We start from the raw sequence: 22,386 nt of genomic DNA, 5'->3' as shown, positions 1-22,386 counted from the left end.
CATTTAAATACTAAATAAATATTCAGTAATTGCAAATGATCATTTCGGTTAAAACAATAGAAGGAATCAGAAGCGCTACAACAAGCGTTTCAAGCAAACGTTTCATTTCACACGGAGCAGTTCGTTCCAATTACTCAGATAAGCAGGGGAACACAGATTTTTTTTCATCCGCCATGTTGCAGCATCGTCCTGTGCTAAGCCGATCGAGACAAAATGATGTCCAAATTTTTTTTGAATACCATCGATGGTCTCGGACAGTTTCAAACGGCTTTGTCTTTGCGTCATATCGCAAAACAAATCTGGGGTGAAATTTTGCTGTGGAATGATTTCTAATAACACCACACCGGCTTTTTTATATTTAAATCCAGCTTTAAAGATTTTTTCGACGGCACGCGTTGCTGCTTGGGTGATGCTAATTAAGTCATCGGTATGCTCATTCAGTGTAATGGCCAGATACGGTGCGTATTTTTCAGCAGAATTAAAGCGACTCGTTTGAATAAAAACTCCCACCATACGACATAGAGAATGATCTGCTCTTAAACGTGTGACGGCTCGCGCGATATACACACGAATAGAGGCCTTAATATCTTCCAGTTCGTAGACCGGCTGACCATAGGAACGACTACTGATAATTTGCTGTTTGCTCGGCGCTTCTTCTTCAATGGACAGACAAGATAGACCTTGCAGTTCCAAGACGGTTTTTTCCATCACCACACTAAATTTTTTTCGAATATCTTTAGGCTGTGCGTTGATCAGATCTAGAACATGATGAATGCCAAGATGATTCAGCGCTTTTGTATGATTCCGACCGACGCCCCAAACTTCATTGATTGGTGTCTGCGCAAGGAGTTGTTCTGAGGAACACGGGTCCATCTCAATTAAATTACACACACCGTTCAAATACGCATTTTTTTTGGCAAGATGATTAGCCATTTTGGCTTCCGTTTTAGAGCGACCAATCCCGACACAGCAGGTTAAACCTAGCCATTTTAGGATCGTATCTCGTATTTCTTTGGCATATAGGCTCAAGTCGAACAGTTCTTGATAGGCGGTAAGATCTAAAAAACACTCATCGATCGAGTAAACTTCACGGTCTTCGGGGCCGACATACATGCCTAAAATATTCATAAATCGATTTGACATTTCGGTGTAGAGTGCATAGTTACTCGACAACACCTGAACATGATGTTGTTGGATTAAATCCTGAATTTGATAGACCGGCACAGCCATTTTAATCCCGAGGTCTTTGGCTTCCTGACTTCGTGATACAACACAGCCATCGTTATTGGACAGCACGACGACAGGGACATTATTCAGCTTTGGGTTAAAGACACGCTCACAACTGACGTAGCAGTTGTTGAGGTCAACTAACGCAAATATTTTATTTTCAGCTTTCATGGCGAATTCTTGTGTTTAGGTGTGTGATGAGCGCTTATAAAATTGCTTTAAATTAAAGGTCACAACACCCTGAACAACGATAGATTCGCTATCTGAAGGGATAATATGCGCATAGGCTGGATTTTCTGCTTTCAGCCAAATTTTGGGTAAGACTTTATTGGGATCACCAAAAATGTCGGCAATTTCTTCTTTTGACATTTTCGCGGTGATCATCAAACGTTTTAAGGTGATTTCACGATTATCAATCAGTGCAACCACGATATCGCCATGTTTGGCTTCTAAGCTACGATCTACCAAAAAAGTATCATTAATTTCAAAGCCAGCATTGAGTAATGACTCGCTATCGACATGTGCAATAAATGTAGCGAGCGGGTTAATCACCAAAAAATCGTTCAGGTCTAAAGCTTTTTCAAAAACATCTTTATTGGCGAAAGCTGGGCCAGCAGGAATACGTTCCAAGGCAACGGGAAGTTCAATACGGGTATTTTTTTGAACAGGCTGAACATTGAGCGAAGAATCCAAAAATGGATCTTTAGGTGGTTCTTGAGATTGCTGTTCAAGCAGGGCATTGATGGTGGGACTGGGTTTGCCATCTTCACCCATGAGCTGTTGCAAAGACGACCAAGCTTCGTCCGAAAAATAAATCGGCAGTTTTTTTGACATATTTTGCTCCTACGCAACGTGGCGTGTTTGAAGAAAATTACTTTTTTTAGCATACGCGTTGGGCAGGTCATTTTTCAAATTTATAAAACCTTTAAAATCAAAACTGCGACAAGTTGAGTCGTTTTAAATATTTCAAAAATCATCATCGGCTCAAAGAAAATGGTGTGCTGTATTTTGAACCAAGGGCACATTGCTGCCCAATCACAGAAAGCAGAAGGATTGCTAAAAATTGCAATAAACAACTCGTTTATTTGCCATAAACTTGATAAGTTAAATTTTTATATTCAGAAATACACATGATGAAAAATATATGGATTTTAGCTGCACTGACAGCATTTATGGCGGGTTGTAGTACAACACAGCAAACTGAAACGACACCAGAAAAAATTGGTATGGCAAATCCAGCCAGCCAATATTGTGTAGAGCAAAAAGGTAAACTTGAAATTCGTGATGAAGCAAATGGTCAGGTAGGGTATTGCCATTTGCCAAACGGACAAGTGGTTGAAGAGTGGGCATTATTCCGTAGTAGCCAAACTCAATGTGTCGCGGATAAAGCCAAGACGCTGATTGGCCAAGCAAAATTGACTGAAGATCAGATCAAGGCGATTAGCCAAGCTCAAATTGTCCGTCTAGTCAAACCTGGGCAGCCAGTGACAATGGATTATCGTGTAGAGCGTGTCACCGTCACTGTAAATCCAATCAATCAAAAGATTATTCAAGCAACTTGCGGTTAATTCAAACGCATAAAAAGGCCCGAAAGGGCTTTTTTTGTTTGTTCGGCTGCGACTAATTTAAATGACAAATCCATTACGATCTTTTATATTGCCCCTCGTAAGGAGAAGTTCATGAAAAAGTTATTTGCTTTATCCGTTATGGTGGCTTTGGTCGGCTGTGCTGAGAAAAAACCATTAACCCCTGAAGAGCAGTGGCAGGGTTACTGCCGCAGTGTAGGTAATGCTGCACGTACGATTATGTTAGATCGTCAAAATGCAATTGAAAAAGACAAAGCAGTTGAGCATGCCAGCAAGATTGAGGATGAAACCACCAAAGGATTTATCCTGAACATCATTGATGAAGTTTATGCCTTGCCGCAAGCTGAGATTAATGCTGATGTTGAAAAAGCACGTGAAAAAATTCGTGCTGAGTTTACTGAAAAATGTATCGCAACACCGCATACCGAAATGCCAGATTACAAACCGTTCTAAGGAACGGTTTTTTTATGCGAGAAAAAGCGTAAAGCGAAATCTAAAGGCTGTATTCATCAGCGAGTAGTTACAACGGGGCAACTATCCGTCGTTTAGCCATATGATTGAGTTCATACTTATTTCGCGGATGCATATTTCTCTTCGGGTTATTTGGAGCATGAGATGCTTAAAGATTTAAAAATAGCCTAAGCAAAGCTAAATACAAATTGTGACAACTTGCTAAATCATAAATATAGAAAAGCAAATCTTTTTAATGAATAATGAAATGGAGAATAAAAAAACAGTAGAGGAGCAGAATATGGACGTTATAGGTTATATGCATCACTCAGATCTACTCCTAGAAGATGAACAAGGCGTAGCAATTATCGGTGGTGGGAACTACGTGCTCAGCATTGGAGATAAAGTCACATTACGCCAAAAAGTAGATGAATTTTCTCAGCGTTATTTGGTCGATATCAGCTTTGCAAGTAATCAACATCAAACCACATGTCAGGACGAATGGTGCCTCAGATTTACAGGCGATCGAGCAGAACTTCAGCAATATATCACTGCAACCACTGTCCACTAAGGTGGAATATCCAATACAGATAAAAACAGGCAACATTTAGTTGCCTTTTTTTTGATGGTTAATTTTAGTCAAAAGTTAATATGCGCAAGAAAAGCGTGTTCTAAGTATTGATTTTGCTTAATGTATAAACGATATGAGGATCATTTATTTATAAAATAACGGTCATCACGAAGAAACACTTGTAGTGCATTAACTTTTAACTGGAATTTTAGTAAAATTTAGCAGTCCATATTATTTGCGTAGCTTTATTTAAAGCAGGAATGCGTAAATAATTTTTTAAAAAAGAGGAATAACACCGTGCTAGAAGCTTACCGCCAACACGTTGAAGAACGTGCCGCACTCGGAGTCCCACCGAAGCCACTTGACGATGCTCAAACAGCTGCATTAGTTGAATTATTAAAAAACCCACCAGCTGGCGAAGAAGCATTTTTAGTTGATTTACTAGAAAACCGTGTTCCAGCGGGTGTTGACCAAGCTGCATACGTTAAAGCTGCTTTCTTAGCTGCTTTGGCAAAAGGCGAAGCGACTTCTCCACTAGTAACTAAAGAACGTGCGGTTTACCTACTAGGTACTATGCTTGGTGGTTATAACGTTGCTCCTTTAGTTGCACTTCTTGATGATGCAGAGCTTGCTGAATTAGCTGCTGACGCACTTAAGAAAACTCTTCTTGTATTTGATGCGTTCCACGACGTTGCTGATAAAGCAAAAGCGGGCAATGCGAATGCACAAGCAGTTATGCAATCTTGGGCTGACGCTGAATGGTTCACTAGCCGTAAAGACGTTCCTGAAGAAATCAAACTTACAGTTTTCAAAGTAACTGGCGAAACTAACACAGACGACTTGTCACCTGCACAAGACGCGTGGAGCCGTCCAGACATTCCGTTACACGCTAACGCAATGCTTAAAAACGTACGTGACGGTATCAACCCAGAAGTTCCTGGTGAAGTTGGTCCACTTAACCAAATCAAAGACCTTATCGCGAAAGGCAACCAAGTTGCTTACGTAGGTGACGTTGTTGGTACTGGTTCTTCTCGTAAGTCAGCAACTAACTCTGTACTTTGGTTCTTCGGTGACGAAATTGCTCACATCCCGAACAAAAAAGACGGTGGTTACTGCTTAGGTTCTAAAATCGCTCCGATTTTCTTCAACACAATGGAAGATGCTGGTGCATTGCCAGTAGAAATCGATGTTCAAAACATGAACATGGGTGACGAAATCACGCTTAAAATCGACCACGCTGCTGCTAAAGTAACTGCGTTCAAAGACGGCGCTCAAATCGCTGAATCTGAACTTAAAACTCCAGTTCTTCTAGACGAAGTACGTGCTGGTGGCCGTATCAACCTTATCGTTGGTCGTGGTTTAACAACTAAAGCGCGTGAAGCTCTTGGTCTTGCACCTTCAACTTTATTCCGTACTCCAGTTCAACCTGCAGCTACTGGTAAAGGCTTCACTCAAGCTCAAAAAATGGTTGGTCGCGCTTGTGGTCTTCCTGAAGGTCAAGGTGTACTTCCAGGTACTTACTGTGAACCTAAGATGACTACTGTTGGTTCTCAAGATACAACAGGTCCAATGACTCGTGACGAACTTAAAGATCTTGCTTGCCTAGGCTTCTCTGCTGACCTAGTTATGCAATCTTTCTGTCATACAGCTGCGTATCCAAAACCAGTTGACGTTCAAATGCAACACTCGCTTCCTGATTTCATCATGAACCGTGGTGGTGTATCACTACGTCCAGGTGACGGTATTATTCACTCTTGGTTAAACCGTATGCTTCTTCCAGATACAGTTGGTACTGGCGGTGACTCACATACTCGTTTCCCAATCGGTATTTCTTTCCCAGCGGGTTCTGGTCTTGTAGCATTTGCTGCTGCAACTGGCGTTATGCCACTAGACATGCCTGAGTCTGTTCTTGTTAAGTTTAAAGGTAAAATGCAACCTGGTATCACTCTACGTGACCTAGTACATGCGATTCCTTACGTTGCGATCCAACAAGGCGACTTAACTGTAGAGAAAAAAGGTAAGAAAAACATCTTCTCTGGCCGTATCCTTGAGATCGACCTTACAGAAATGGAAACTGACCTTACTGTTGAGCAAGCATTCGAACTTTCTGACGCATCTGCTGAACGTTCTGCTGCTGGTTGTTCTATCACGCTTTCTGAAGAGAAAGTTGCTGAATACCTTAAATCAAACATTACTATGTTGAAATGGATGATTTCTGAAGGTTATGGCGATGCTCGTACTATGGCGCGCCGTGTAGAAAACATGGAAAAATGGTTGGCTAACCCATCACTTCTTAAAGCTGATGCTGACGCTGAATACACTAAAGTGTACGAAATCGACCTTTCTACAATCACTGAACCAGTTCTTTGCTGCCCGAATGATCCAGATGACGCTAAATTGCTTTCTGACGTTCAAGGCGTGAAAATTGACGAAGTATTCGTTGGTTCATGTATGACTAACATCGGTCACTTCCGTGCAGCTGGTAAACTTCTAGACAAAGTTCCTGGTGGTTCTTTATCTACTCGTCTATGGTTGGCTCCTCCAACTCGTATGGACGAACGTCAATTGATGGAAGAAGGTTTCTATAACATCTATGGTAAAGCTGGCGCTCGTACAGAAATGCCAGGTTGTTCATTATGTATGGGTAACCAAGCACGTGTAGCTCCGAACACTACTTGTGTATCGACTTCTACTCGTAACTTCCCGAACCGTCTAGGTCAAGGTGCGAACGTTTACTTAGCTTCTGCTGAGCTTGCTTCTGTTGCTGCTGTACTTGGTAAATTACCAACTCCAGCTGAGTACCAAGAATACGCAGCTCAAATTGATAGCATGTCTGCTGACATCTACCAATACTTAAGCTTCGACAAAATGAGCGACTATACTGACGCTTCTAAAGATGTTGATACTAAGAAAATTGCTGCTGCTCAATTAAGCTAATTTATTGAAAAATAAATTAAATTGAGTTAAAAATAAGGGCTGAGTAATCAGCCCTTATTTTTTGAGTAAAAAATGAAAAAATATTTAATGGTAAGAAGTCCTGAAAAATTAATTAATGAAAATAAAATTGGGTACGGTTGGAAACAGATAAATTTTTCAGCTCATAACGATACAAAAACAGTAATTCAAGAAATTATTGAGAAAAATGGTTCTATAGGTAGAATGACAAATCAAGTGAAGAATTATTTTGAAATTAAGAAAGGAGATATTGTTGTTGTTCCTGTAGGCAAAAAAATTGCAATTGCTCAGGTGAAAGGGACAAAGTACTACGATGATTTATTCAAAGGTGGTCATGGAGCAAATCAAATAGATGTAGAATTTTTCAAAAAAGATGGAAAAGTGATCTATATTCCACGTTCAAAATTAAAAGAAGATTTGGAAAGTAGATTAAAACTTAGAACGACGATTGGTGATCTTGCAAGATTTTCCCAAGAAATTGATCATATTATTCAAAATTTAAATGATTTCGGTAGTTTTGACTTAAAAAATAGTTTTCAAGAAAAAATTGATCAATATGAAAAAGAGTTTAAAGCTGAATTGCTTAATGCGTTGTGGAAAGGGAATACACGCTTAAAAGCAGGTGGTAGAGGATTGGAAGAGTTAGTTAAAGAGCTATTGGAAATTGAAGGCTATTCGAGTGTAGATATTTTAGATAAGAAAAATGGAGCAGGCATAGCAGATATTGATATTCAGGCAACATCGGATAATAATCCATTTTTAAAAGACATCCTTGTTCAAGTGAAACATCATAGGGGGGAAACAAGTAAACATGCAATCAATCAATTGATTGCCTATGACGTAGAATTAAATTCTAATGCATATAAATGGGTTATAACGACAGGCCATATTTCGCATGAATCTCAATCATATGCTGATGAAAACCAGATAAATATTATGGAGGGGGAGCAGTTGGTTGATTGGATATATACAAATTTATCAAAGTTAAAAACATCTACGAAAGAATCTTTAGGGATTGTTGATGTACCTAAATTAAGTTGGATTTGAGTTTTCGTAGTAAGAGATAAGAATGAAAGAATTATTTGAAGCAATTAATACACGTGTTAAAGAACCATATTGGGGATTCTTTCTATTATCTTTTTTAGCATTTAATTGGAAAGGATTATTCTTGCTATGTTTCGCAAGTGGTACAGCTCAAGAAAAAATAAAAATATTTGATGAGTATACAAATGTATGGACAATTTTGGTATTTCCAATTGCTATAGCTTTTTTTATATTAATAATAACACCTTGGTTAAAATTATTATTTAGTTGGATTTCTACTTCCGCTTATGAACAATTAAATTCTCATGATTTAAGACGAGAGGATAAGTATTTATCTGAAAAGATTGAGTTAGAAAGAAAACGTGTGTTAGTTTTAGCAAATAAAGAGGAAGAGTTAATTGACCAAGCTAAGCGAGATATTGATATTAATAAAATTGAAGATGAAGATGTAAAAGAAAGTTTGAAACGTGAAATTGAAAATTTAAGAAAAGAAAGGAATGAAATAGTAAATAAGGTAAATCTTGAATCGAATAAAAAAAAATGATATTGAGCTAAATAAATTTGAAAAAGATATATTGGATTATCTATCATTAAACAATGAAAATTTTATAACACGCGATCATCATTTTCAGGATGGCTTATTTATTGAAATTGATAAGAAGTATGTATTTAAAAATAAAGATGCAAGGCAATATCTAAAATATGAGGAAGCTATTAAATCCCTTGCTACGAGAAATATTATTTATGATCTAGGTGGCGAAAGTAAAATATTTGAGTTAACTGAATTTGGTCGTAGCTTGATCGGTAATTGAAAAATGTTCAAATAATAATATATGGTTATGCTTTAATTGCTAAAATTAACAGTGATTTAAGTGATGTAGTAAAATGCCCAAACAATCCCGCTTCCTCTGCATTGGCGGTTTCCTTAACGGAACCCAAGTCAAAGACCAAGGCGAAAGCTTTGTCTGCGTCGAAAATGGCAAACAGGTGACTTACTACAAAAAAGAAATCTTTAACCAAGATGCTTGGGATCAAGATTACTATGTCTGTGAAACCACCAGTGATAAAGAGGCGCATAACTGGGTATTCGATATCAAGTAATGTCTCAAAATTCCTGCTTTTCAGTCATAAACGACCAATGCTCAGCACATCACATGCGCTGAGCATTTTTTTATTTCACATATTAGGCTTCAAGAAAAAAAGCGGTAGAAGAGGGTTAAATAACTAAATTACATTTTTCTAGCTGAAATAACTCAAAAAATTATGTAAAAAGATAAATAAAATTGAGCACTTAAGATTAAATTATGAATTATGAGCTAGATGCTTTTTTGACAATTGTCGTGGCGGTATTGGTTTTATTTATCGGTTATTTCTTCGTACATAAAATTTCCATCCTGAAAAAATACAACATTCCTGAACCTGTAGCAGGCGGATTGGTCGCTGCGGTTATCACATTTATATTATTTAAAAACTTTAATATCACCGTAAATTTTGATGCCAAAATTCAGCAAATATTCATGCTGATGTTCTTTACCTCTGTAGGCTTGAGCGCAAGTCTTGGAAAACTCAAAGAAGGCGGAAAGGCGCTGGTGCTCTTTTTAGGCTGTGTGATTGTATTTGTCATGCTGCAAAACATCGTCGGTATCAGCTTGGCCAAAGTTTTGGGACTAGATCCACTCATCGGCTTAATTACAGGTTCCGTTACACTTACGGGCGGTCACGGTACAGCAGGTGCATGGGGCACAGTCTTTGAACAAGATCATGGCATACAAGGTGCAGTCGTACTCGGTATGGCAAGTGCAACCTTCGGCTTGGTCATTGGCGGCATGATGGGCGGGCCAGTAGCGAAATTCCTTATCCGCCGTTTTCAGTTGGCAGAAGAACTTGTGCCGACAACAGGGCGTAATGAAGCACCGCCTGCATCTGAAACGGCACCTTTCGAATATCCTGAAAAAACTCGTTTAATTACCGCAGATGATGCCGTCAAAACGATGGGGATGTTTGCCATCTGTATCAGCTTTGCCTATTTCATGACGGACTTTGCTCGCGGACAGTGGTTTGAGTTGCCTACATTCGTTTGGGCATTGGCTTGCGGTGTATTTTTAAGAAATACCCTTGAGCTTGGCTTTAAGATAGAAATGTTTGATCGCTGTATCGATGTCTTTGGTAATGCATCATTGGCGCTGTTTTTATCGATGGCGTTGATGTCATTGCAGCTCTGGTTATTGGCAGATCTTGCAGGCCCGCTGGTGATTATTTTACTGGTACAAACCCTCGTTTTAGCCCTGTATCTATACTTCGTGACCTTTAGAATCATGGGGAAAAGCTATGATGCAGCGGTACTTTGTGCAGGGCAATGCGGCGTGAACCTCGGTGCGACGCCTACAGCGATTGCCAATATTCAAGCGGTCACCAATACCTATGGCCCTTCACATAAAGCCTTTTTGATCATACCTTTGACAGGGGCGTTTTTTGTAGACATCGTCAATGCTGTGGTCATTCAGGCAACAATAGGCTTCTTCGGTTAAAGCTGTATCCAACGTTTAAAAAATGCTAAAGCATCTATAGAAGGTGCTTTAGCATTTCATTTTTTTACCATCTTATTGATCAAGAATAATAAACAATGAAAGCTTTAAAATATCAGTCGCCTTACATCAAATTGTGCATGCTATTTGTGTTAACGGTACTTCCATGTTCCATAACTTATTCAGCCGAAATTGATGTCCAAAAGACCATCATTCAAGCGCAAAATAACCAAAAGCAGGCGCTGTATGATTTGGCTGTACTGAAACATATGGGGCTAGATGGTGTGGAGATTAATCTGCCTGAAGCCATAGAGTTGTATAAACGTGCTTCTGCCTTAGGACACCGCTCTGCAAATCAAAATTTGGGATTGATATATTACAAAGGTGTCGGTGTAAAAGTAGATTATGTAGAAGCTGCAAAATGGTTTGAGATTGGTGCTGAAAGAAATTTAGAAGATTCAAAGCGTATGCTTTTGATCATGAATAAATATGAACTCATTCCAAAAAATGAGAAAAAATTGGAAAGTCTATTAATTGAATTTGCTAATAAAGGTAAGCAGGAAGATATCGAACAATTGGCTGACTATTATTACTATACGAAGAATGATCTACTGCTTGCAGAAAAGCCTACCGTACTTTTAGCAGAAAAAGGATTGGCAAAATATCAGCACCGCTTAGGCATGATTTATTATAAAGGTACAGATGCAAAGCCTGATTATAAAAAGGCATATCAGTGGTTATTAAAGGCTGCGGAAGCAGATCATGTCGGTGGAAAAATAAGTTTAGCCAGTCTTTATTTGGGTGGACTAGGTGTACAGCAAGATTTTGAAAAAGCAGTGCATTGGTTTAATGAGGCTTATGTACAAGACCCAGTATATACCTGTGAATTATTGAATTTTGCACATCGTGAATTAAATAATTCGACGTCAAGCTGTACATCACGTAAATCAAAAATCGCCCCATAGCATGGGGCGAAATCATTCTTAAATTACCGCTTTTCTAATTTAAATGCCGTTGCAGTGAAAAAAGCCACGTTGCTGCCGAGCTCATCTGATATTTCAACTTGATAATGCGCTAGCTTTTTTGAGCCTCCAATTAACTTTGCAGTGGCAATGAGCCGTTTGCCTTTGACCTGCCCCATATAGCGGATTTCAGTTTGCATGCCGATAAATAAATCTTCGCCTGCATTGCACGCACGCGCAAAACTTGCATCCGCAATGGCAAAAATAACTGCCCCATGCACTGTGCCCAGTACATTTAAATGCTGCGGCTGAATGCTTAACTCCGCAATCGATTTTTCAAAACTTTTAAATGTAATGTCGATCCCTAAAAACTGGGCAAAAGGATCTAAATATTGTTCAGACATAAGCTTTCCCTCAAATGAGTCATCATTTTGATTGAGAAATTACGCTTTAAAATCTACTATTACAGACAAAATAACATTCTAATCAGACAAAATTTCAAGCAGATCAAAATATGCAGCGGGTAGCGATTTTATTGACAGAGCATTGCTGGGCAATGCATGTGTGTTTGGTTCAAGACTTTTTTCATATCGTTAACTCGCTATTAAAGCAGGAGTCTGAACCGCCTTATTATCAAACGGAATGTATTGCATTACATCGGGGGCAAGTGAGCTCAGCCACAGGTTTAAAATTTGAAGCAACCCAGAGTGTTGCTGAATGCACTAGTTTTGATGTATTGGTCATTCCGGGTATAGAAGGGCAATATTTGACTGAAGATAGCTCTGATATTCAACATATTTGTACATGGTTGAATGATCAGATTATTCACAAAACAACCGTTATTGCCTTGAGCACTGCGGCGTATTTCTTTGCGCAAAATCCGCAGTGTAATGATCAGCTACTCACGACGCATTGGGCGTTTTTAAATCGGCTGCAGCGGCAGTTCCCACAGGCTAAACTCACAGCGCAGCATGATTATTTGAGTGATGATCGGATCATGACCGCCAGCAGTTTGAAAGGGTGCTTTTATGCGCTATTGCATTGGGTCGCTCAGCATCATAGTGAAAATTTTGCCCAATATTGCGCATCGTATTTATTGGTGCATTTAGAGCAGTATATTCCGCCTTTATTGCCTCAGCACTATCATCACCATGACCTTGCAGTTAAACAGGTGCAGCAGAAATTGGAACGTGATTATGCACAAACCATTACCTTGGCTGAATTGGCAGGCAGTTTTGGCATAAATGAGCGGACGCTAACACGACGCTTTCATCAAGCGACACAGCTCAGCATTAATGAATATTTACAGCAGGTTCGACTCAAAAAAGCCAAAGTACTGTTGCTGCAAACACGGCTGAACATACAGCAGATTTCAATCCAAATCGGCTATGAAAATGCGAATTTTTTTATACGGTTGTTTAAAAAAACATATGGAATGACGCCAGCAGCATGGCGAAAGGCACAGTGAAAACAGGGTTCTATTTGCATATCGTGACACAGCTTCAACGATATGCAAAAAATTGAAAACCCTAAAATGCGGACATTAAAAAGCCCCATGGTTAGGGGCTAGTCGTATCACTCTCGTGATACTCATATAAGGCTCATCTCATACTATGGGTATTAAAACATAAAATTGAAAAATTTGCTGAGTAAATTAGCAGTTAAAACTTGGTTGTTTTAGGAAAAAGCGATCTTGATGCATTGTCAAGAAATCTGCTCATTTCACTAAAATCATATAGTGAGTATTTGACAGATAAAAAATTGAAAAAAGATGGCTTTATAGACTAGACCGCATAAATAGGGCAATTGAGTACTGAAATCAATTGCCCTTAAATTTTAAAGTCATCTTATAGATTAGATCTATATTGACACATTACTCAATCATCATGAGGTCAGCACTGCTGGCAGATTTTAATTGTCGTAGCGCAAAAATAGAGCGGGTATGGCGTATGCCTTTCATAGAATATAAGTTTTTACGCAGAAAACGCTCATAGTGTTCAGCATTTTTAACCGCCACTTTCACCAAATAATCATAATCGCCAGTGACTAAATGTGCCTCAACCACTTCAGGCATATTGGCCAAGGTCTCACTGAATTGATCTAAAATTTCATCATCATGACGTTCTAGCGTAATTTCAATAAAGAATAATTCATTGATCCCAATCGATTTTGGATTGATGTTGGCTGTATAGCCATCGATAATTTTTAAATTTTCTAAACGCTTTAAGCGTGTCCAACACGGCGAAGAGGAGAGACCAACACGTTCAGAAAGCTGGGCTATGGTGAGTCGTCCATCTTCTCTTAATGCGGATAATATTAAACGATCAATTCTGTCGAGGTTGTGTCGTGCTTCACTCATGCCAAAATAGAATATAATTGAGAAAAAATAGTTATATCATTTTTTGCTATGGTCGGCTGAAGAAAATAAGCACACTTGGACTTTCAGTGCAGATTTTAAAGATAGAAAAATAAAATATGTAAGCTGTCAGGCAGTTTGAATGAATCTAAAAGTAGAAATTATTGTGCAGATCATAAAAAGACCACTCAGCCGGATTACTGACTGAGTGGCAAAAACTTAAGCGTGTAACTGTTGTTCAATGATCGGCCATAGGTTTTGATGTGACGATTTAAACATCAACATGTGTCCGATGGCTTTATGACCTGTTTCTTTCGGTTTTAACTCAATCATTTGAGTCGAAGCATTCGGGTATAAGCGCAGCAAGTCTTTGACATTGGCTTCCGTGGCGATTTCGTCATCGGAGCTCCATACGGCAGTGATCGGGCAGCTCACTTGTTGATGAAAATCATGCTGAACAGTTTTGCCTAAGGCATTAATGACATAACCGGGTTTGCTACAAAATTCAGCCCATTCACGAGCAACATCTTTTGGCAAATTTTCACCCATGCCAATTGCATTGGTCGGGCCATAGCCAATGGTATGGCGTGCAATCGGGAAGATCACATTAAACATCACAGGAGCTAAAAGCTTGGTGCGACCTTTAAGATTTTTGACATGACCTGTAGAGCCAGAAACAGCAACCACTTTGGCAACTTTGTCATAATTTGGCACGATACCTAATAATTGTCCGCCTGCGCTATGACCGAGTAATATGATTTTAGGTGCCTGCGTTTTACTGATCAAAGCGTCGATTGCCGCAGGGATATCAAGCTGCCCCCATTGCACAATACTTGCTGTCGATTCTTTTAGAGGGCTGTTTAGCGACTCACCAATACCACGAAAATCGAAAACTAAAACGTCATAGCCTTGTTGGCTCAACCATGTTGCATAACTATTATAAAATTGCTTGGTAATGCCTGTGGCTGGACAAATCAACACAGGTAAAGCCTGTTTGAGCTCTGTCTGGTGTGGATAAAAGCGCGCACTCAGTGAATAGCCGTCTTGGCAATGAATCGTGAGTTTTTCAGATGATGACATGATTCAAACTTCATGGGTGTATTCCGATGACTCTAATTTACACAAGTTCCAAAAAGAAACCTGAAAAGAGTATGACTCTAAAGTCATGTCATAACAGGTTTGAAGCAAGTACTATTGCAGTAGAAATACAGATAAAAATAATGCGTGTAATTGAACAATGGATGTAAATTAAAAATGGACATGCTTCAACTTTCCAGTGCAGTAAAAATTGCGATAGTCTTTAGTGGGATTTATTTATGGGTAGGTATGCTCACGGGTGTGTGGAAATATGCACAAATAAGACAGTCTGAACTGGCACGTGCGCATTATTATGTCGATATAGCACATCGGAGCAGTTTGTTATACGCCCCAGCGACGCTTATTTTAGCGGTATTGGCCTATTTTTCAGCACTTCCACATACGCTCAATTTACTCTTTGTAATCATCAATTTGTTCTTTTTTAGCTTTTCGATTTTAAGCTATGTACTGCATGGCTTTTTAGCTGATACCACCAATCAATTTAAAGTCCCGCACGTCTTAGGTAAGTGGCATTTACCTAAATGGATGATGAGTATGGTAATGCTTGGATTGGTGATTGGCGAGTTAATTGCAACACTCGGATTGCTCTTTGGAGTCATCGTTAAATTTTGGTTTTAAGCAAAGTAGTATGAATCTGATATAGTATGAATCAGAAATAGGATCAATTAGATTGGAAGCAAAACATGAGATAAAAGCTTTTAAAGTGCAGACGATGGCTATGTAGAAGAATTTATAAAACAAAATTTGAAGTTAAATAGAATCGAAAATTCATGAGAAAAGGCTGATGATTTTCTGGTTATTTTAGGGATTATTTTTATTGTTATTTAAAATGGATTGAATGAACGAGAAGGTGGGGATTGGCATCTTTTCTTTTTTCAAGATGGATGATGCCTCATCCATCTTCTAACTTAAAATTCTGTTGATTTTTGCTTTCGATATTTGTGGTCAATGACTGCCCATAAATAAAAGGCCACCGAGACAATAAGCGCATAAGCAAAGTATTCAGGTCTTAAATTTCCTTGTATTAAGCCTTGAATAAGTAGTGTCAGCATGAGAGCAATAGTGGTGCTTGTATAGGTCACCATGTTCTTATTTGCCTTCAGAGCGTTAATGAAGAATTGCTTTTTGAAATGTACTGATAACATCTCCACCCCTCCTTGTTGTTGTTTCGCCAAAACCCATGATTTTGGTCAGGTTTGAACTACTGTTGTACTTCGAAACTAGAAGTATTTCAATAGCAAATGTCATTATTTTGTCATAAAACTATGTTAGATCATCGTATAAGAATAATCATTTTATTCATATACTAAATATTATGAATCTAAAGGTGTTGACTGGTGAATAAAATGGTCAATGCATAATATCTATGTATGAATAAGCAATATATATACCAACACGGGTATATCGGCTTTATGACACGAAACCGCCTAGCTTACAGTCAGAATCGGGCTTAATCATGGAGTTTGTGTACGGTGTATTTTGCAGAAAGTATTTGTATTTTAACTATTATTATATTTTGTAGCCAAAGGACTGGCTTGGTTTCTCATTGTGAAAATAAAGCTTTATTTAAAAGTTCAATGACTTAGGGTTATTGCGCTGTAGTAGGACAAATAAAAGTCAGTTTGGGTAAAACTCGACAATTATTGGTCACAGGTAAAATCGTCATTCGGGTAAAACTCCGATTTTAGACAGGTCAAAAAAGGTTATTTTTTAACTTTGTCAATTACAGCAGCAATAATCAGCACAATCACAGAAGGGATCAGCCATGCTAAATTTTGTTGAGCAAGCGGTAGATTGGCAATAAAGCTTGGAAGTGCATCTTCGAAACCAGCTACTTTTAAACCATCAAAAATACCGAAAATAAACGCACATGCGGTAACAGGAGCTATAACTCGAGATGGTGAAATAAACCATTTAGAGCAGAAGCTAAGTAGGATAACTGCAATCGCCGGTGGATAAATCGCACTTAGAACAGGCACTGAAACTGCAATGAGTTTGGTTAAACCCAAGTTTGAAATCAGTAGTGAGAAACCAACTAAAATGAACACAAAAACTTTGTATGGAATTTTAGTCAATTCTGAGAAATATTCAGCACATGCGCAGGTCAAGCCAATCGCGGTCACCATACATGCAACAAAGATCATTGCAGATAGGAAATAAGCGCCCATATCACCAAAAGCATGTTGTACATATGCATGCAGGATCACTGCACCATTTGTTGCATTTGGAGCAATATCATGGCTGCCCATACCGAGTTTGAACAAACTGATATAAACCAGTGTAAGTCCAATACCTGAAATAATACTGGCAATGACAGCATACTTGGTGACGAGCTTACTATCCGTTACACCGCGTGAAGTAATGGCTTTTACGATCACGATACCAAAAACTAAAGCACCTAAAGTGTCCATGGTTAAATAACCATTGACCACACCTTCTGAAACTGGTGCAGCCACGTAATTACCAATGGCAGGTGGAATCACACCGGCAGGGATAAAGAACGCAGAGATACCCAGTACAATGAGACCTAAGATCTTGAGTGGTGAAAGGAAATAACCCACAGTATCCAAAATTTTGTTTGGATAAAGTGAAACAATGGTCACTAATGCAAAATAAATCACGCTATAAATCAGCAGACTGTTTGCGCCGTTACCAAAATAAGAAGAGAAACCAATTTCATATGAAACGGTAGCTGTACGAGGTGTTGCAAATAAAGGTCCAACAGCTAAGTAACACGCGACAGTAAGGATAATGCTGGCTACTTTACCCAAAGGTGAACTTAAAACTTGAATAGAACCTTCAACACGCGACAAAGCAATAATCGTGATGACAGGTAGACCAACTGCAGTGATTAAGAAACCAAATGCAGCTAACCAAACATGTTCACCCGCTTGCTGTGCGACAATTGGTGGGAAAATAATGTTACCTGCACCAATAAACAGTGCAAAGGTCATAAAACCTAAGGCAACAATATCCCGTGTACGAAGACTTGTCATAAAGGGGAGATGAACTGTGAAAAAAGGCAATTTTAGTGCAATTAAGCTCGTTTTTGGAGCAAAATTTATAAATCGTATAGATAGTTTTTATAATACGAATCATGAATATATTGACAGATAAAATAATGTTTTATTTATATTTATGATAAATAAAAGAAATTTATTGTATATAAAATTTTTATAGGAATAAGTTTAGCTATTAATATTTATCAGATATAAATCAATTGTTCTAATTTTCAGCACTAAATAGGATGCTATAAGCCGAATAAATGCAGAAATATTGGCTGAATAAAACAAAAAAAATCTAAAAGGTCTATAATTCGGTGTATTCAAATTTGAGGATATTCAGATGAAAGCTTCCAAAATCACGATTAAAACCGAGCAAGATATTGAAAAATTACGCATTTCAGGTCGTTTAGCTGCTCAGGTTTTAGAGATGATCGGGGAGTATGTCAAGCCGGGCGTGACCACTGAATATCTGGACGATATCTGTAATGATTTTATCGTCAACACACTTAAAGTGATTCCTGCCAACGTTGGCTACTATGGATATACCAAAACCACCTGTATTTCACCGAATGAAGTGGTTTGTCATGGTATTCCTTCGAAAGAAACCGTATTGAAAGATGGCGATATTATCAATATTGATGTTGCTATTATTAAAGATGGTTATTTTGGCGATACCAGTCGTATGTACTATGTAGGTGAGGTTTCGCCTGCGGCTAAAAAGTTAGTCGAAACTACCTACGAAGCGATGGTTGCAGGGATTCATGCAGTTAAACCGGGAGCAACATTGGGTGATGTAGGCTATGCCATTCAACAAGTTGCACATCGTGAAGGCTACAGCATTGTACGTGAATACTGTGGTCACGGGATTGGTAAGGTTTATCATGAGCAACCAAGCGTTTTACACTATGGTCAACCGGGTCAAGGTGTCATTCTAAAAAAAGGCATGGTCTTTACCATTGAGCCGATGATTAACAGTGGTAAAGCGCGAACTAAAGAGTTAAAAGACGGCTGGACAGTAATTACTGCAGACCGTTCTTTATCGGCACAGTGGGAACATATGGTGGTTGTGACCGATACTGGTTTTGAGTTGCTATCTCCATGGCCAGAAGGTACAGGCGCCTATCCTGCGATCTAAGCTCAGTAGTGAAGTTAATGCCATAACTGCTGTGTCTAAATGATTGAAGTTAAATGAAATTATACAGATGTATATTTTTTGACTTTAGTCTATGAGTTTGTGGTGGTTATGAGCGTTATCGTTTTTAAGACTAACTGGATTTCTCTAGGCCTTAATTTATAAGGCTTTGCTTATAGCCCAAAAAATCAGTTAGAGCTATTAACGATTTAATAAAGATGTATTTTATTTATACAATAGCCATACAGATTCTGCTGTAGTTTCTGATTTTACTTAGTTTTTAAGTTTTCGCTTACCCATCACATGGGTAAGCTTTTTTTTACCTAAAATTTAGCGTGTTCATGTTGGCTGAGTTTTTCAACTAAGTAATCAATGAATACTCGTACAGCAGGTAATAAGCCACGACGAGATGGATATACAGCATGGAAAATACCATGTGCAGCTTTCCATTCAGGTAATACACGAACCAATGCACCTGATTTCACATGATCGGACACAATGCTATCAGGCAATAACACTACGCCACAATCTTGGCAGGCCAGTGCAGCTAACATCGACAGGTCAGAGCCCATTACTGTTGGGTTAACTTTGATTTTTTTCTGATGATGCTGTGCATCGGTCACAATAATATGTTGATCGAGATGCTCATCCGCCATACTTAAGATTTGATGCTGTGATAAATCTTCCGGTTGTTTGAGTTCACCAAATTTATTCAGATACGCCTGACTGGCAAATAAGTGCTGCTCAATCGTTTCAAATTTACGAATGACTAAATTCGGATCATCGTCTAGATTTGAACGTACACGTAGCGCAAGATCGAAGCCTTCATTAATGATATCTACGCGGCGATTGGTCACCATCATTTGCACTTTAATTTCTGGGTACTGCTTTAAAAATTCAGGCAAAATTTTGGTCATTTCATTTTGCGCGATGGAAACAGGTAGGCTGACTTTAATTAAGCCGCGCGGCTGTGTGCTGAGATGATCAACCAAATCGTGTGCAGCTTGAGCGGCATTCATCATGACTTGTGCATGGCGATAGATATTCATACCAATATCTGTAACAGCAAAATGTCGTGAGCTACGTTGAATCAGGCGGACACCTAAACGTTCTTCTAAGTTATAGACCCGACGACTTAGTTTTGATTTTGGAATATCAGTTGCACGTTCTGCTGCACTAAAACCACCATGTTCGACCACTTGGGCAAAACAATAAAAATCATCTAGATCACTCAGCACTGTTCTTATTCCATATTTGCAACGATTTTGCTAATTAACTTGAATTGTTTCATGAAGTCAATCACGTTTTGTAGTTTTTCATGTGAGAAGTTTGAGCAAAATTGCCAAGACTAAAGTCGGGTTAACCTTGTAATCGTTTCACATTAGCATGACCAAACAATAAATGTGGTGTATACATCTTTTAAATAACCGAATTTGAAGGATGTGATTTGAGTGTCGTCCTGATATATTCAAATAAAAGACCATTATGAAAGAAATTCGACATTAAAGGACAATGTCATGGAATTAAGACATTTACGTTACTTTGTCGCCGTTGTAGAAGAACAGAGTTTTACGAAGGCTGCTGAAAAGCTATTTATTGCTCAACCTCCTTTAAGTCGTCAAATTCAAAATTTAGAAGAAGAGTTGGGGGCACAGCTTTTTGAGCGTGGTAGCCGTCCTTTAAGAACCACCACCATCGGCCGTTTCTTTTATCAGCAAGCCGTGAAATTACTCTCTAATGCAGAAGAGATTAAGCTCATTACGCAGCGGGCCAGTGCCACTGAACGTACCATTAATATTGGGTATGGCGGTTCGCTACTCTGTGGTTTATTACCTCGAATTGTGTATTTGTTCCGTCAGCAATATCCACACTTAAATGTAAATTTAATTGAACTGAGTGCAGTTGATCAGATTCAGGCATTAAAAGAAGGTCGGGTAGATGCATGTTTTAGCCGAGTCCGAGTGTCGGATCAGGCGGTTAAACGTGTGCTATTACGTGAAGAACCGTTAATTGTTGCGGTGCATTCAAGCCATCCTTTATCTTCACAGCAGCAGATTGCATTAAATAATCTCAAAGATGAGCAGATTTTTATCTATCCTGCAACGGATGGTCAAAGTTATGCAACGCTGATCAAGTCGTTATTTTTAGAATATGGTATGGAGCCGAAACGCTTTAACACTCAAGCAGATTTGCAGCAATCACTAGGCATGGTTGCCGCAGGCGAAGGCATTTGTATTGTTCCTGAATCTGTACAAATTATGCAGTTTAGGCATGTGAATTATGTGAAATTATCGGATAGTGCAGCCATTAGCCAAATTTATTTGATCGTGCGGAATGATGATGAAGGGGAATTGGCACGTCCTTTATTTGACTGTGTTTACCAAGTGTATGACTTAGAAGCAATTGAATACGATCGTCGAGTTTTCTAACACGTGTTTTAACATTAAAAACAATTTGATTTTGAAATTAATTTTTAAGTTACCTATTAAGTAAAACCATCCTGTATATAAAAAAATAGGCTCAATCTTGAAAGTATTGAGCCTATTTTTTTATTCAGTCTAATTAGAGCGCTTGTTTTAAGAACTTGGTGATTTCACGGCTAAATTTGACCGGTTCACTGAGCAATGGCGTGTGTCCCGATTTTTTAAAAATAATCTGCTTTGCATTGGCTAGGCTGTCAGCAATAATTTTTTGACCTTGAGCAGGATAGAGGATCGATTTTGCACCGGTGAAAAAAGTTGTTGGTGCGGTGAGTGCGGCAATGGCTTCACGATAATCTTCAGTATGGTTCAAATAATTTTGAATATACCAATATAAATAGGCCACACTTTGTGAGGGTAATATCAGCTTCTGTAAAGTTGGTTGTTGGTATGCAAAACGGAAAGCTGATAATGCATAAGGATTGCTATTTTGTAAGTCTATGAACCTTAACCAAGCGTCGACCAGACCTTGACGGTCATGATTATTCATCTGCTGTGCAAATGGCACGGAGAGGTTAGTTGCAAGTACCTTCGAGATGTCTTCTAAAATACTTAAAAACTCAGTGTGGCGTTTGCCATATAAACCATATTGCCAATCAGCATCCACTTGAATTTTAGGCGTTTGATCGATGTGCAAATAACGTTTAATTTTTTCAGCAAACTGACCGTATTTTAAACCGTGCATGGTGGTCGTTGCCCCCATGGAGTAGGCAATCACCGTGAGTTTATCGTAACCAAGTTGGGAAACTAAGCTGTCAATATCTCGCCAATGGCTTGAAATGGTGTCCATATTTGGAATTTGACAATGTTTAGAGCCGCCAAATCCACGCCAGTCTGGAATGATAAATTTAAAATGCTTTCGGTGTTGATATAGAAAAGGGTGCCATTGCCAACTTTGCATGCCCAGTCCAGATAAAACCAGAATGGGTTCTCCTTGGCCATATTCACGAACATACAGTTGTTGTTGATCGGGCATTGTATAGTGCGGCATGCGG

The 22,386-nt window shown here is 38.8% G+C and carries 23 protein-coding genes; 14 read left to right on the top strand and 9 right to left on the bottom strand.

The window, feature by feature from the left end:
• Positions 1-102 precede the first annotated feature (102 nt).
• Together B1202_RS00355 and B1202_RS00350 are read right to left on the bottom strand one after the other, a co-directional pair.
• Positions 103-1,398 (bottom strand): Y-family DNA polymerase, encoded by a 1,296-nt coding sequence (locus B1202_RS00355; RefSeq protein ID WP_078188549.1) that lies wholly within the window; start codon positions 1,396-1,398, stop codon positions 103-105.
• Between the two features lie 15 nt (positions 1,399-1,413).
• Entirely contained in the window at positions 1,414-2,061 is a 648-nt protein-coding gene (locus B1202_RS00350; RefSeq protein WP_078188548.1) for a LexA family protein, read from the bottom strand.
• A gap of 299 nt (positions 2,062-2,360) precedes the next feature.
• Here B1202_RS00350 and B1202_RS00345 point away from each other — a divergent pair, with 299 nt between their 5' ends.
• The 10 genes from B1202_RS00345 (at position 2,361) to B1202_RS00300 (ending at position 11,323) form a co-directional block, all read left to right on the top strand.
• Positions 2,361-2,795, top strand: a complete 435-nt coding sequence (locus B1202_RS00345; protein WP_078189190.1) for an I78 family peptidase inhibitor — start codon at positions 2,361-2,363, stop codon at positions 2,793-2,795.
• A gap of 111 nt (positions 2,796-2,906) precedes the next feature.
• Positions 2,907-3,266, top strand: coding sequence for a hypothetical protein (locus B1202_RS00340; protein ID WP_078188547.1), 360 nt, complete (start codon positions 2,907-2,909; stop codon positions 3,264-3,266).
• Positions 3,267-3,564: 298 nt separating this feature from the next.
• A complete protein-coding gene (locus B1202_RS00335; protein WP_078189189.1) occupies positions 3,565-3,834 on the top strand; it encodes a hypothetical protein in 270 nt (89 codons plus the stop codon).
• Between the two features lie 297 nt (positions 3,835-4,131).
• Positions 4,132-6,771: a bifunctional aconitate hydratase 2/2-methylisocitrate dehydratase gene (locus B1202_RS00330; protein WP_078188546.1), complete on the top strand. Its 2,640-nt coding sequence runs from the start codon at positions 4,132-4,134 to the stop codon at positions 6,769-6,771.
• A gap of 72 nt (positions 6,772-6,843) precedes the next feature.
• On the top strand, positions 6,844-7,836 hold the full coding sequence (locus tag B1202_RS00325) for a restriction endonuclease (RefSeq protein ID WP_078188545.1): 993 nt from the start codon (positions 6,844-6,846) through the stop codon (positions 7,834-7,836).
• Between the two features lie 22 nt (positions 7,837-7,858).
• Entirely contained in the window at positions 7,859-8,377 is a 519-nt protein-coding gene (locus B1202_RS00320) for a hypothetical protein (protein ID WP_078188544.1), read from the top strand.
• Positions 8,355-8,645 carry a hypothetical protein gene (locus B1202_RS00315; RefSeq protein WP_078188543.1) on the top strand — a complete coding sequence of 97 codons (291 nt, stop codon included), beginning with the start codon at positions 8,355-8,357 and terminating at the stop codon, positions 8,643-8,645. The genes B1202_RS00320 and B1202_RS00315 overlap by 23 nt, the downstream gene beginning before the upstream one ends.
• A gap of 73 nt (positions 8,646-8,718) precedes the next feature.
• Positions 8,719-8,934 (top strand): hypothetical protein, encoded by a 216-nt coding sequence (locus tag B1202_RS00310; RefSeq protein ID WP_078188542.1) that lies wholly within the window; start codon positions 8,719-8,721, stop codon positions 8,932-8,934.
• 203 nt (positions 8,935-9,137) lie between these two features.
• Complete coding sequence (gene gltS / locus B1202_RS00305; RefSeq protein ID WP_078188541.1) at positions 9,138-10,361, top strand: sodium/glutamate symporter; 1,224 nt, start codon at positions 9,138-9,140, stop codon at positions 10,359-10,361.
• Between the two features lie 95 nt (positions 10,362-10,456).
• A complete protein-coding gene (locus B1202_RS00300) occupies positions 10,457-11,323 on the top strand; it encodes a tetratricopeptide repeat protein (protein ID WP_078188540.1) in 867 nt (288 codons plus the stop codon).
• A 23-nt stretch (positions 11,324-11,346) separates the two neighbouring features.
• On the opposite strand, the gene B1202_RS00295 is transcribed toward B1202_RS00300, so the two are convergent.
• A complete protein-coding gene (locus B1202_RS00295; RefSeq protein ID WP_078188539.1) occupies positions 11,347-11,724 on the bottom strand; it encodes a PaaI family thioesterase in 378 nt (125 codons plus the stop codon).
• Between the two features lie 110 nt (positions 11,725-11,834).
• Between B1202_RS00295 and B1202_RS00290 the strand changes: the two genes are divergently transcribed.
• Positions 11,835-12,788, top strand: coding sequence for a GlxA family transcriptional regulator (locus B1202_RS00290; RefSeq protein WP_078188538.1), 954 nt, complete (start codon positions 11,835-11,837; stop codon positions 12,786-12,788).
• 405 nt (positions 12,789-13,193) lie between these two features.
• Here the strand turns inward: B1202_RS00290 and B1202_RS00285 are convergent, their stop codons facing one another.
• Complete coding sequence (locus B1202_RS00285; protein WP_078188537.1) at positions 13,194-13,679, bottom strand: Lrp/AsnC family transcriptional regulator; 486 nt, start codon at positions 13,677-13,679, stop codon at positions 13,194-13,196.
• 216 nt (positions 13,680-13,895) lie between these two features.
• A complete protein-coding gene (locus tag B1202_RS00280) occupies positions 13,896-14,756 on the bottom strand; it encodes an alpha/beta fold hydrolase (protein ID WP_078188536.1) in 861 nt (286 codons plus the stop codon).
• A gap of 180 nt (positions 14,757-14,936) precedes the next feature.
• Here B1202_RS00280 and B1202_RS00275 point away from each other — a divergent pair, with 180 nt between their 5' ends.
• Positions 14,937-15,392: a hypothetical protein gene (locus tag B1202_RS00275; protein ID WP_416202499.1), complete on the top strand. Its 456-nt coding sequence runs from the start codon at positions 14,937-14,939 to the stop codon at positions 15,390-15,392.
• Positions 15,393-15,682: 290 nt separating this feature from the next.
• Here B1202_RS00275 and B1202_RS00270 read toward each other — a convergent pair whose 3' ends face one another.
• Positions 15,683-15,919, bottom strand: coding sequence for a hypothetical protein (locus B1202_RS00270; protein ID WP_078188534.1), 237 nt, complete (start codon positions 15,917-15,919; stop codon positions 15,683-15,685).
• A gap of 558 nt (positions 15,920-16,477) precedes the next feature.
• Positions 16,478-17,770 carry a branched-chain amino acid transport system II carrier protein gene (brnQ, locus tag B1202_RS00265; RefSeq protein WP_078188533.1) on the bottom strand — a complete coding sequence of 431 codons (1,293 nt, stop codon included), beginning with the start codon at positions 17,768-17,770 and terminating at the stop codon, positions 16,478-16,480.
• A 349-nt stretch (positions 17,771-18,119) separates the two neighbouring features.
• Here brnQ and map point away from each other — a divergent pair, with 349 nt between their 5' ends.
• Positions 18,120-18,914: a type I methionyl aminopeptidase gene (gene map, locus B1202_RS00260; RefSeq protein ID WP_078188532.1), complete on the top strand. Its 795-nt coding sequence runs from the start codon at positions 18,120-18,122 to the stop codon at positions 18,912-18,914.
• Between the two features lie 320 nt (positions 18,915-19,234).
• Here map and B1202_RS00255 read toward each other — a convergent pair whose 3' ends face one another.
• Positions 19,235-20,149, bottom strand: a complete 915-nt coding sequence (locus B1202_RS00255) for a LysR substrate-binding domain-containing protein (RefSeq protein ID WP_078188531.1) — start codon at positions 20,147-20,149, stop codon at positions 19,235-19,237.
• Positions 20,150-20,428: 279 nt separating this feature from the next.
• Between B1202_RS00255 and B1202_RS00250 the strand changes: the two genes are divergently transcribed.
• Complete coding sequence (locus B1202_RS00250; RefSeq protein WP_078188530.1) at positions 20,429-21,340, top strand: LysR family transcriptional regulator; 912 nt, start codon at positions 20,429-20,431, stop codon at positions 21,338-21,340.
• A 133-nt stretch (positions 21,341-21,473) separates the two neighbouring features.
• Here B1202_RS00250 and B1202_RS00245 read toward each other — a convergent pair whose 3' ends face one another.
• A complete protein-coding gene (locus B1202_RS00245; protein ID WP_078188529.1) occupies positions 21,474-22,382 on the bottom strand; it encodes an alpha/beta fold hydrolase in 909 nt (302 codons plus the stop codon).
• Positions 22,383-22,386: the final 4 nt, after the last annotated feature.

This window comes from Acinetobacter amyesii (genome assembly GCF_002018365.1).
GTDB lineage: Bacteria > Pseudomonadota > Gammaproteobacteria > Pseudomonadales > Moraxellaceae > Acinetobacter > Acinetobacter amyesii.
This window is presented reverse-complemented; position numbering and strand designations above follow the sequence as displayed.

Excerpts from the sequence above, each read along its gene's own strand:
- B1202_RS00295 (WP_078188539.1), bottom strand. The coding sequence starts at position 11,724 with ATGTCTGAACAATATTTAGATCCTTTTGCCCAGTTTTTAGGGATCGAC.
- B1202_RS00310 (WP_078188542.1), top strand. The coding sequence starts at position 8,719 with ATGCCCAAACAATCCCGCTTCCTCTGCATTGGCGGTTTCCTTAACGGA.
- B1202_RS00300 (WP_078188540.1), top strand. The coding sequence starts at position 10,457 with ATGAAAGCTTTAAAATATCAGTCGCCTTACATCAAATTGTGCATGCTA.
- B1202_RS00280 (WP_078188536.1), bottom strand. The coding sequence starts at position 14,756 with ATGTCATCATCTGAAAAACTCACGATTCATTGCCAAGACGGCTATTCA.
- B1202_RS00290 (WP_078188538.1), top strand. The coding sequence starts at position 11,835 with ATGCAGCGGGTAGCGATTTTATTGACAGAGCATTGCTGGGCAATGCAT.
- gltS (WP_078188541.1), top strand. The coding sequence starts at position 9,138 with ATGAATTATGAGCTAGATGCTTTTTTGACAATTGTCGTGGCGGTATTG.
- brnQ (WP_078188533.1), bottom strand. The coding sequence starts at position 17,770 with ATGACAAGTCTTCGTACACGGGATATTGTTGCCTTAGGTTTTATGACC.
- B1202_RS00270 (WP_078188534.1), bottom strand. The coding sequence starts at position 15,919 with ATGTTATCAGTACATTTCAAAAAGCAATTCTTCATTAACGCTCTGAAG.
- B1202_RS00250 (WP_078188530.1), top strand. The coding sequence starts at position 20,429 with ATGGAATTAAGACATTTACGTTACTTTGTCGCCGTTGTAGAAGAACAG.
- B1202_RS00275 (WP_416202499.1), top strand. The coding sequence starts at position 14,937 with ATGCTTCAACTTTCCAGTGCAGTAAAAATTGCGATAGTCTTTAGTGGG.
- B1202_RS00325 (WP_078188545.1), top strand. The coding sequence starts at position 6,844 with ATGAAAAAATATTTAATGGTAAGAAGTCCTGAAAAATTAATTAATGAA.
- B1202_RS00345 (WP_078189190.1), top strand. The coding sequence starts at position 2,361 with ATGAAAAATATATGGATTTTAGCTGCACTGACAGCATTTATGGCGGGT.
- B1202_RS00340 (WP_078188547.1), top strand. The coding sequence starts at position 2,907 with ATGAAAAAGTTATTTGCTTTATCCGTTATGGTGGCTTTGGTCGGCTGT.
- B1202_RS00320 (WP_078188544.1), top strand. The coding sequence starts at position 7,859 with ATGAAAGAATTATTTGAAGCAATTAATACACGTGTTAAAGAACCATAT.
- B1202_RS00355 (WP_078188549.1), bottom strand. The coding sequence starts at position 1,398 with ATGAAAGCTGAAAATAAAATATTTGCGTTAGTTGACCTCAACAACTGC.
- B1202_RS00335 (WP_078189189.1), top strand. The coding sequence starts at position 3,565 with ATGGACGTTATAGGTTATATGCATCACTCAGATCTACTCCTAGAAGAT.
- B1202_RS00350 (WP_078188548.1), bottom strand. The coding sequence starts at position 2,061 with ATGTCAAAAAAACTGCCGATTTATTTTTCGGACGAAGCTTGGTCGTCT.
- B1202_RS00285 (WP_078188537.1), bottom strand. The coding sequence starts at position 13,679 with ATGAGTGAAGCACGACACAACCTCGACAGAATTGATCGTTTAATATTA.
- B1202_RS00245 (WP_078188529.1), bottom strand. The coding sequence starts at position 22,382 with ATGCCGCACTATACAATGCCCGATCAACAACAACTGTATGTTCGTGAA.
- map (WP_078188532.1), top strand. The coding sequence starts at position 18,120 with ATGAAAGCTTCCAAAATCACGATTAAAACCGAGCAAGATATTGAAAAA.